This is a genomic window from Ferrovum sp. (assembly GCF_027317285.1).
In the GTDB taxonomy this organism is placed as follows: domain Bacteria; phylum Pseudomonadota; class Gammaproteobacteria; order Burkholderiales; family Ferrovaceae; genus Ferrovum.
The window spans coordinates 24642-34474 of record NZ_DAHVHV010000021.1; the positions used below are offsets into that span (position 1 = coordinate 24642).

The window sequence follows — 9833 nt, forward strand, 5'->3', positions numbered from 1 at the left end:
CTCCTCAGAACAAGAATTCGCTGAGGAAGGGAATAGCGCCATAGCGCCCCTGTAGATAGCCACGCTCGATGGCCTCGCCCTTGCGCGGACTGAATTCCGTTAAGCTGTAGAGTTCGGTGCTTTGGTCTTTTTTCTTTTCGACAAACCAAACCTGATCGCGACGCAGCAGTTCTGGGTCCAGCATCGAGGTGTCGTGCGTGGTCATCCACAGTTGCGCCCCATTTTGAGACAGGTGGGGCTTGTGCAACATTTTTAATACATAGCGCGTCAGTAATGGGTGCAGACTGGTATCGAACTCATCCACCACGATGAGTTTGCCGTTTTCAATGGCATCCAGCAGCGGAGCAGCATAACCGAGTAGCCGCAGCGTGCCATAGGACTCATAGCGGCGGTCGAACCACTGTTCCATCCCGTCGCCGGTCTTGTGGCAGAACTCAACATCCGGCAGATCACCATCGAAGGTACGCAACTCGGGCGGCTTGCCAGGCTCAAGTTTGAATTCGATTTGCTGGCTCTTGCGCTTTTCCACTTTGATGTCACTGATATGGATATCGGCGGCATTCATCAAGCGCAGCACCCACTCTTTGTAATGAGGATCTTCCAGACGCAGCAGTGTCGGTATGAGATTAAATTCTGATCGTGCCGGCAGCACGATCAGGTCATTAGCAAACCAGTTGAACAGTGGCTGCAGTTGCCGGCTGTTGGACTGAGCAGCCTGTGTGAGAAACAGTGCACGGGCGCCAGTGTTGGCTTTCCAGATCTCACGCTGGCCCTTCTTCTCGCCCTTGAAATGAACAGAAAACGGCTCCCAATCGTTTTTACCGGTTTCCGGGTTGTAGTGATATTCGAACCAACGCTGCGCCTTGCTGGACTGGTAAACCAGCAGCCACTCACCACGGATTCGTTCGGCGTCATGAGCAAACCCATACTGATAGCGAACGCCGCCCAGCAATAGGGTGATCTCGAACTGGGTGGCTTGATGACGCGAATCGGCATCCAGCAGGAACGGGGTGTATTGCTCGCGGAATTGGGGCTCCAGCAGGCGCGTGGAGTTAAGCGTGAGTTGCTGCATGGTCATCAAGGCAAAGATCAGATTGGTCTTGCCGCCAGCATTGGCACCATAGATCACCGCAGAGCGCAGCAGTTTAGGCATGGCTGTCCTACCAGTGGCAACGCAGTGGGTGCCCTCCAGCCATTTGTCGCCTGACGCCACGAAACTGAGGCACTGCTCCTCGCGGATCGAGCGGTAGTTGACTACCCTGAATTCGACCAGCATTTTTGCCTCCAATAAGAATAACAAAACTATTGTTGACATTTTGTTGCATATAGTCAAGTTATTTTTAAGTTGACTGCGAATTAAATCCAACCAGTATCGGTTGATGCCTGCAGGGAGAATCCATATTCCTATTGGTGCCGTTTCTGATCGGGTGGCTGTTTATACTGGTGGTCATGGACCCTGCCCTGAAAATCCTGCACGACACCTTTGGATACACGGAATTTCGCGGGTTCCAGAAGGAGGTGATCGACCATGTCGGGGGCGGGGGAAGCGCACTGGTGTTGATGCCCACCGGCGGAGGAAAATCCCTTTGCTATCAGATTCCCGGATTATTGCGCCCCGGCGTGACCCTGGTCATTTCCCCGCTCATCGCCCTGATGCAGGATCAGGTTCAGGCCCTCAGGAAACGCGGGATTGCCGCTGCATGCCTCAATTCCTTTCAGACAGAGGGGGCGCTGAGGGAGGTTCAAAATGCACTGATGGCCCATGAACTCAAATTCCTTTATCTGGCACCCGAGCGTTTGGTTCAGAACCATTTTCAGTCAATGCTGCGGCGGGTATACGAGAAGGGGCAAGTAGCGCTGTTTGCCATCGATGAGTGTCATTGCATTGCCGAATGGGGCCATGATTTCCGTCCCGAATACCAACAGTTATCCGTGCTGGCTGACCAGTATCCGGAGGTCCCCCGTATTGCCGTCACAGCCACCGCCGATGTGCATACCCGCCAGGAAATCGGCGAATCCCTGAAACTGGACGGAGCACGCTGTTTTGTCAGCAGTTTTGACCGACCCAATCTGCATTATTGCGTGACAGAACGAAAAGCAGCCCTGCCCCAGATAGAACACTTCCTTCAACGACACTCCGGGCAAGGGGGGATTTTGTACTGCCCCACCCGCCGCATGGTGGAAAGTCTTGCCCAACGATTGCACACTTCCGGCTGGCCTTGTCTTCATTATCATGCGGGCTTGAGTCCGGCGCTCAGGGAGCAGGCACAGTACCAGTTTCTGCAGCAATCGGAACGGATCATGGTGGCAACCATTGCCTTTGGGATGGGCATCGACAAGCCGGATATTCGTTTCGTGGTTCATCTGGCCCCTCCCCGTTCTCTCGAGGGGTATTATCAGGAAACCGGGCGGGCTGGACGGGATGGACAGGTGTCTGAAGTGCTGTTGCTTCATCACCCGGAAGATCAATCATTTTCCTCCGCTGAAGAATCAGGAACCGGAGATTCATTTCATCACCGGGTACTGCAAAGAAAACTCGAAGGCGTCGAGAGATTCATCCATACCCGGCAGTGCCGACGCCAGGGCCTGCTGAACTATTTTGGCGAATCCCATGAAGGCCATTGTGGGACCTGCGATGTATGCAATCCGGCGTACCAGCATTGGACGGGTTCCCTCAAACGCCTTTCGACGGTATTGTTTGCCCCTTCCCACAGTCAGGGGTTGAGAAGAAATCGAAACAACAAATGAACACGCTTTGGATGGACGTTGCTGCTATCCCAGTGAGAACATGGGAAGATTCCCGAATCGACGGGCTGGAACTTGACTTTTAACAACCAGTCTATATACTGGTCTACAAAAACCGAAGGGAGCAGGTCGTGAACATCGAAGTTGGATCCTACGAAGCCAAGACGAAGTTGCCAGAGTTGCTGCGCGGTATACAGGCTGGCAATCGTTACACCATCACCCTGCGGGGCGAGGCCGTGGCCGATCTTGTGCCAACAGAAGGCAACAAACACTCAGAGGCCATGGCAGCCGTCGATGAAATACTGTCCTACATGCAAGCTCGCAAGCCTGTGGGCGGTATCGATCTCAAGGGACTTATCAACGAAGGCCGGGCATGAATTTTGTTCTGGATGCTTCTGTTGCGCTGCTTTGGTTAGTGCCAGAAAGCAATCCGGCAGGCGTGGATTATGCCAGCGCGACCCTGAAGGCACTCAAGGAATCTCAAGCCGTTGTGCCGTCGCTGTTGGCACTTGAAGTCGCCAATGTTATCGCAAAGATCGAGTCCAAGAGGGTCGTGACCGAGGCGGACTCGCAACGCTTCATTGCCCTCTTTGGGCGGCTCAACCTCGTCACCGATCAGGCAACGGCGGCACACGCCTTGGGCAACACCTTGAACCTCGCTCGGCGCTATAAACTGTCGACCTACGATGCCGCCTATCTGGAACTGGCACTGCGCACCGGCCTGCCGCTGGCAACGCTTGATGCAGATCTGGTGAAGGCCGCCACCACCGCAGGCGTTCCGATCTTCGGCACGCACTGATACGGCTCTGCCTGTTTTCCAACCAGCAGTCCTGATACAGCAACCCCGCGTACACCATCACGCGCAGCGCCATGTATTTGGCGCGTGTGGTTGACTCATTGTTTATGGGTTGCTTTTAAACTACAATGAAAATGTGATAAGAATTCTCAGATACCAGTCTGAAGATGGAGAATCGCCGATTTCTACTTGGTTCGGCGATTTACGGGATTCTCGGGCGAGAGCTCAAATCGAAATCCGTCTGCGCCGAGTATCAACAGGAAATTTCGGCGATTGCAATCCGGTTGGCGAAGGTGTGCTGGAACTGAAAATTGATGTTGGCGCAGGTTACCGGGTTTACTGTGCAAGGCATGGGCAGGCGTTAATAATATTGTTGTGCGGTGGTAATAAAAGCACTCAGAAGACAGATATCAAGTTGGCCAAGGATTACTGGCTGGACTGGAAACGGAGGAATAAATGAAAACTCAGGATGCCAAGTTGAAAGCTTCGGTTTCTCATCACGATGAACTTATAAAAGAACTTCGCGCTGACCGCGAGTTCGCCGTTGAATATCTAGGAGCCGCCTTGTCTGAATTGGACGATCCGGACAATCGTGCAGTCGGGCTGCTGGCGATGAGAGATGTTGCCGAAGCATACGGCGGATTGGGTGCTGTTGCCCAAGAAGCAGGAATAAACAGGGAATCCCTTTATCGCGCCTTATCTCCCAAAGGCAACCCGACGCTCAAGACAATCCTTGCTGTAATGAAGACGGTCGGGATGAAACTTTCGGTTGAGCCAAGCAATCACGTTCACGCTTGACCTTGCTTGGCAATAGGGGATATAAGCTTCCGTGCTGTGTACGAATAGGTTGAAATTTGTTGAGTGACCACTGCCATCGACCGGACGGAATCCTCTTTAATCGATCAACTCACCGTGGTCTGATGCCCTGCGACACGCCTCAGAGTGAGTAGCAGCATCACTATAAACAACAAGGGTGAAATCTGGAACAGTGACAACAGGATCACAAAATGAAGTTCCATCACCTGATGTGGTGTCTATATCACTCCCAACGGTCCGTTGTCACTGGTTGACGCCAACCCGACTTAAAAGTTATACCACCCTAACTGCAGTGGCAGTTTTATTCACCTATCTGTTCTTTGTGGGACGGTCTGTCCCCATGATTTTGGCAGGGCACACGCCTTATATAGACCTCGTGGTTTTTTGGGTGGTCGCAAAAAACACTTTGAGCGGACACGCTCAAAATATGTATGACCTTTTGAAGTTACATCAACAGGTGCTTCTTGTATGCCCGGACGAAAAGAAATGGCAGGCCTGGAGTTACCCCCCGTTGTTCTATCTCGTCATCACCCCGCTTGGATGGCTTCCCTATATCTGGGCTTACACCCTGTTTATAGCCAGTACGATGGGGGGGTTTGTACGTGTCCTCTGGATGGTTTTTCCCGGAAAGTGGATGCTCCGAGTATTACTTTCTTCACCGGCAGTTTGGTTTAATTTGTTCTTGGGGCAAAACGGCTTTTTGACAGCATTTTTGGCGGGCGCCGGTTTGTTGGCGTTACATCGCAAACGGCCAATTTTGGCGGGTCTGTTGATCGGGCTTCTGACATTAAAGCCCCAGTTGGGCATTTTGTTTCCCGTGGCTTTGCTGGCTTGTCGAGCCTGGAAAACACTGCTGACGGCTACGGTTACAGCCATTGTTGGCACTTGGCTTGCAGCCCAGATGTTGGGTGTTGGGGTGATATCCGATTTTTTGCAGAGTGTGTCAGTGACCCGTTCGTTTATATTGGAAAACCAAGGGGTATGGGGAAACATGCCCACCGTGTTCGCCTTCTTAGCCCAATTGGGCATATTTCTACCGGTGGCGTATGGGGTGCAGGCAGTTTTCGCATTGGGGACCGGTGTTATGGTGTGGAACATTTGGCGGTCGTCCGCACCGGCTGATCTTCGGTACGCGGTTCTCATGTCCGGTTCTCTTTTGGTTAGCCCGTACGTTTTTGATTACGACCAAGTGTGGTTGGCATTCCCAATCGCGTGGCTGACCAAAAGAGGTTTGGATCATGGATGGAACCGTTGGGAACGGGAGATATTGGTTTTTGCATGGGCTTGCCCCATTCTCCTCCTGCTGACCTCAAAGGTCCTTCATCTGCAAATCGGCCCGTTGGCCAGTATTGGACTCCTGTGGATCGTTTGGCAAAGGCGTAACGATGAATCCTTGGTAAATGAGCGGGATTAAGGAGGGTATCGGAAATTTTTAATCTCATAACTGCCCCAACTTCATCGTCAGATCCCCCTCACCAACCCTTACAATAGTTGGGTGGCGCATTATCCGAACTCGTCGCAAGATCATCCACAACAACATCAGCAGCACCCAGGGGCCAATCTGGAGTGGTACAACCTTGGCAACTAATACGGCAAGCAATGGCAACAGCCAGGCTGCAACCAGCACTTCACGCTCCCCACGTAGCCAGCCGCTTTCAAAACCAGACTTTGCAAACCATGCAATCGGGAGGGTCAACCAGACCAGATCATAATCAAAAAGATAGGGACTAACCAAAAGGGTTGCCGTTGTGAGGGCCGCTCCTCTAAGCGGCCAAGAAGGACTGTTTCTCCAAACCTTCCACATCACCATAATTGCACTGGCAGCCACAAGAAAATGGCCCGTGTAGGCCAGCGTCACTGGCACCCCGAGCAGCCTAAGAAAGGAAAAAATCGTAGGCATTTCAGACCATGGGACGATCCCGGTTTCCGTCCACATCCTTGCCTGTCCAATGCTCTGCAGCCAAGCGGCAAACGTACCAGACCCCAGCACCACCGTGCTGACAGACATAAAAGCAAGTGCCACGATAACTGCCGTAAAAAAAGTCCTCCACGCCCCAACGGCAATCAGTGCAAGTGGAAACAGTACAGCCAAATGAGGTTTCATGGAAAGCAACCCGATGAACACACCAGAAAATATGGGCCGCCGCTCCAAGCTGATCAGTGCAGCACCCGCCAATGCGGCGGTTAAATATCCATTTTGCCCCCGGTACAGATTGAACCATAACCCAGAGAATGCAGCCAGACACAGCAGCGACTCCCAACTCCGAATAATGTTCCGGGAAACTACCACAAAACAACCAAGCGTCACCGACATAAAGGCAAGGTAGGCGTGAAAATAAGGTAGCACCGCCAATGGAAAAATAACAAGATAAAAAGTAGGAGGGTAGAACCATCCAAATGATAGAGCCCGCCAATCGGGCAGCACACCTCTCAACTCGTTTGAAAACGCAGAGATGTTGTAGGCATCCAATGCCCGCTCCGTTAATGCGAAATGTGATGCTCCCCAGAATACAAAAAGGTCTGTGTAGATGCTGTAGCCCTTCGGATCGACCAGATTCGAGTAGCGAACGAAACCGATGCTGAACAGCAGAAATATGCCCAGCATAAGAAAGGAATAGAGCCTGATGCGCCCCCGAGTTAACCAGTGCTCATTTCGATCCATTTCCCCATCCATTTTCATGAAGCGAAGCAGGATTACCCCAACCGCACGTCGGTCTGGTTGTCATGCGGATACGCCTCAGGATGAGCATCAGCATCCCCATAAACAATAAAGGGGCAATCTGGGGCAGGGGCACCGGAACCGCGAAATGAAGTCCAATCAACAACGGCGAGATCCAGACCAGCCCCAACAGGACTTTTTCCCAGAGTTGCCACGCCTCAGGCCGGATGTCACTGACCAACCAGACCAGAGAAACCATAGCCCAAGTCAAATCATAGTAGTAGGCATAAGGAGTTGCGAGAATGCTCGCCATCATAAGCAGCGCATATCTGAGAGCAGCTGGTGCCTTCCGGTGACTCCTCCATCCCTGCCACACGGCCCAAATAGCCAACAAGGCGCACAAAGCCTGTCCAGCATAAGCCTGCGCGACTGGAAAGCCTAATTGACGACCCAGGGAGAACAGCGTAGGCATCAATATCCAGGCCATGTATTGATCTTCAAACGTCACCCTGGACAAAGGAATTACCTGAAACCAGGCCTGAAAAGTGTCGATCCCAAGGATAGCCACCGCACCGCCCATGAAGAGAAGTGTGCTGATCCCGGCCACCCACAGGGTTCGCCAATAACCTCCGGCGATCAACGCAAAGGGAAATAGAATCCCCAGTTGTGGTTTGATCGAAAGCACCCCAATCAAAACTCCCGCAAGGATGGGCCGTTTCTCCAGATTCCACAAAGCAGTCGCTGCCACGGCTGCAGTGAGTAGCCCATTTTGCCCGGTAAAAAAATTCAGCAAGGTGGCGGACGACAGTACCCCCCACAGAACGCCTTCCCACTTTAGTAGACGGTAAAGTAGCCCTCCCAGCCCCAGCAGGGAAATCAAGCAAAAAAATAGATAGGACAGGCCCAAAGGTAGCCATCCCAAAGGGTAAACCATCAAATAGAAGGCAGGAGGATAATACCAACCAAAAACCCACTGGGATAGCGGTCTCAATTGCCGAACGGCCTGTTGCAGGAAATCCGGATCGTAAGCCTGAAGAGCCCGTCCCGACTCAGCCATTCTCGAGGCCGTCCAGAATACGGTAAAGTCGAAAAGCGGTTGATAACTGATGCTCACCCAGTACACGCCCAATACGGAGGCCAGTAACAACGGCCATCGAAATTTACCGAAGGGAAATCGCAAAATTCCTCCCCTCAAGACGGGTAACACGCCGCCAGATCATGCCCATGGCGATCCACAGAACGAAGGGAATAATCTGCACATGCGTCTCGGTTGTCAGCAAAACTCCCGCCACGGGAAGTACCCAGAGCACCAGGATCATCCAGCGTTCCCCTGGGTACCACCCCTCGGTTTGGCCGTTCTCCAGCAGGATGACCAGCACATAGCCCAGCCAGATGAGGTCGTAGTCCATCAGATAGGGGCTGGTCATCAAACTGACGAGAATCAAGGCTGCTCCACGCCACTGCCACTCCGTGGTCCGTTTCCACATCAGTGCCAGCCAACCCCAACTGACGGCGGTCAGCGCCCAGTGAATGCCGTAGGCCGTAGGCGAGGATACCCCGAACAGGCGTAACTGTGCGTACACGGTGGGCATATTGAGCCAGTAGTGACTGCCCAGCCCATCCTGTTCCATCAGGCGCCGGGCAAAGTCCAACTCTTGCCACCACCCCCAGAAGACGGCGTCCCCCAGGACAGCGACCGCTACCCCGTTGCTGAGCAGCACCACGAACACGGCCACCGCCAGATCGCGCCAGGCCCGATTCAATAACAGGACGAAGGGAAAAACCAGCCCAAGTTGGGGTTTCATCGCCAGCAAACCGACCCAAACCCCTGTCCAGCCAGAGTTTTTTCGCATGGACCAGAGGGCGGCCCCACATAAGGCCGCTGTCAAGAAACCGTTTTGTCCGCGCAGTAAATTCAACCATACCCCGCCAAAGGAACCCAGGAACCAGAAGGTGGACGGTCGGATCGAATAGCGTCTCAAGACCTTGACCCAGGCGCCCAGGGTGGGCAAGATCCACGCAAGGAATGCGGGGAAATAATGAGGGAAAAATCCCAGAGGCAGAATCAACAGATAATAGGCCGGAGGGTAAAACCACCCGAAATTCCCTTTGACGGTGTGAACAAAATGCACCAACGTGGCATGGAGGATCGGTTCCTGATAGGCTGCGCCAGCTCTGCCCTGCAACGCCAGCACGGCAGCCGCCCAGTAGACCGACAGATCGGAAACCATTAAAAATCCATTTCTGGAGACCGTGGAGGAAAACCCCACAAAAAACAGGGCAATCGCCCCGTAAATCCCCACGCCAATGGCTCCCAATCTGGTGACCTGTGACGGATCGAGCCGTAGGTAGGTCTTAGTCATTGATGAAAGAGGGGGGTTTCCTGATGCCGCGCCATGTCCACCAGAAGGCAGTCATCAAGGAGAATTGGGCAATGGGCACTGTCCAGTTCCAGTGCGTCATCTCATGGGTCAATGCAGGCACCGTCCACAACAGCACCATCAGGCCCCTGTCCCATCGATGATTTTTCTCAACCAGTCCGCGCCCCCACCAGACACCCCAGACCGCCAGCCAGGTCAGGTCATATTCCAGCACGTAGGGACTGGCCATCAGGGCCCCCAAAATCAGCAAGGCATACTTTGAGGAACGGGGCACCGGACGACGCCAAACTGTCCAGAGACACCCTGCAACCCCTGCCGTGACCCCCCCTTGAACCATTTCCGCCCAGGTTTGGCTTCCACCCCATTGTCGAACCCAGGAATAATAAGAGGTGACTTTGAGCAACGGTTCCAATCCATACTGTCCCAATTCCTGCTG

General features: G+C 53.2%; 10 protein-coding genes and 1 pseudogene. 6 read left to right on the forward strand and 5 right to left on the reverse strand.

Annotation, left to right across the window (positions count from 1 at the left end; genetic code table 11):
* Window positions 1-4: 4 nt before the first annotated feature.
* Window positions 5-1276, reverse strand: a complete 1272-nt coding sequence (locus M6F29_RS06325) for an AAA family ATPase (protein WP_298158001.1) — start codon at window positions 1274-1276, stop codon at window positions 5-7.
* Between the two features lie 134 nt (window positions 1277-1410).
* Here M6F29_RS06325 and M6F29_RS06330 point away from each other — a divergent pair, with 134 nt between their 5' ends.
* The 6 genes from M6F29_RS06330 (at window position 1411) to M6F29_RS06355 (ending at window position 5771) form a co-directional block, all read left to right on the forward strand.
* A complete protein-coding gene (locus M6F29_RS06330; RefSeq protein WP_298158011.1) occupies window positions 1411-2748 on the forward strand; it encodes a RecQ family ATP-dependent DNA helicase in 1338 nt (445 codons plus the stop codon).
* A 128-nt stretch (window positions 2749-2876) separates the two neighbouring features.
* On the forward strand, window positions 2877-3122 hold the full coding sequence (locus M6F29_RS06335) for a type II toxin-antitoxin system Phd/YefM family antitoxin (RefSeq protein WP_298158002.1): 246 nt from the start codon (window positions 2877-2879) through the stop codon (window positions 3120-3122).
* The gene (locus M6F29_RS06340; RefSeq protein WP_298158003.1) at window positions 3119-3544 is read left to right on the forward strand and encodes a type II toxin-antitoxin system VapC family toxin; all 426 of its coding nucleotides are present in this window, start codon (window positions 3119-3121) and stop codon (window positions 3542-3544) included. Before M6F29_RS06335 ends, M6F29_RS06340 begins: the two co-directional genes overlap by 4 nt.
* A gap of 109 nt (window positions 3545-3653) precedes the next feature.
* Window positions 3654-4001 (forward strand): type II toxin-antitoxin system RelE/ParE family toxin, encoded by a 348-nt coding sequence (locus M6F29_RS06345; protein WP_298158004.1) that lies wholly within the window; start codon window positions 3654-3656, stop codon window positions 3999-4001.
* Window positions 3998-4339, forward strand: coding sequence for an addiction module antidote protein (locus M6F29_RS06350; protein ID WP_298158005.1), 342 nt, complete (start codon window positions 3998-4000; stop codon window positions 4337-4339). Before M6F29_RS06345 ends, M6F29_RS06350 begins: the two co-directional genes overlap by 4 nt.
* Before the next feature lie 358 nt (window positions 4340-4697).
* Window positions 4698-5771 (forward strand): glycosyltransferase family 87 protein, encoded by a 1074-nt coding sequence (locus M6F29_RS06355; RefSeq protein ID WP_298158006.1) that lies wholly within the window; start codon window positions 4698-4700, stop codon window positions 5769-5771.
* A gap of 24 nt (window positions 5772-5795) precedes the next feature.
* Here M6F29_RS06355 and M6F29_RS06360 read toward each other — a convergent pair whose 3' ends face one another.
* The 4 genes and pseudogenes from M6F29_RS06360 to M6F29_RS06375 form a co-directional block, all read right to left on the reverse strand.
* Window positions 5796-7019: a glycosyltransferase family 87 protein gene (locus tag M6F29_RS06360; RefSeq protein WP_298158007.1), complete on the reverse strand. Its 1224-nt coding sequence runs from the start codon at window positions 7017-7019 to the stop codon at window positions 5796-5798.
* Entirely contained in the window at window positions 7006-8196 is a 1191-nt protein-coding gene (locus tag M6F29_RS06365) for a glycosyltransferase family 87 protein (protein WP_298158008.1), read from the reverse strand. Before M6F29_RS06365 ends, M6F29_RS06360 begins: the two co-directional genes overlap by 14 nt.
* A complete protein-coding gene (locus tag M6F29_RS06370; RefSeq protein WP_298158009.1) occupies window positions 8177-9379 on the reverse strand; it encodes a glycosyltransferase family 87 protein in 1203 nt (400 codons plus the stop codon). The genes M6F29_RS06365 and M6F29_RS06370 overlap by 20 nt, the downstream gene beginning before the upstream one ends.
* A pseudogene (locus M6F29_RS06375) lies at window positions 9372-9833 on the reverse strand (hypothetical protein); the annotation flags it as partial. The pseudogene M6F29_RS06375 and the gene M6F29_RS06370, both read right to left, overlap by 8 nt.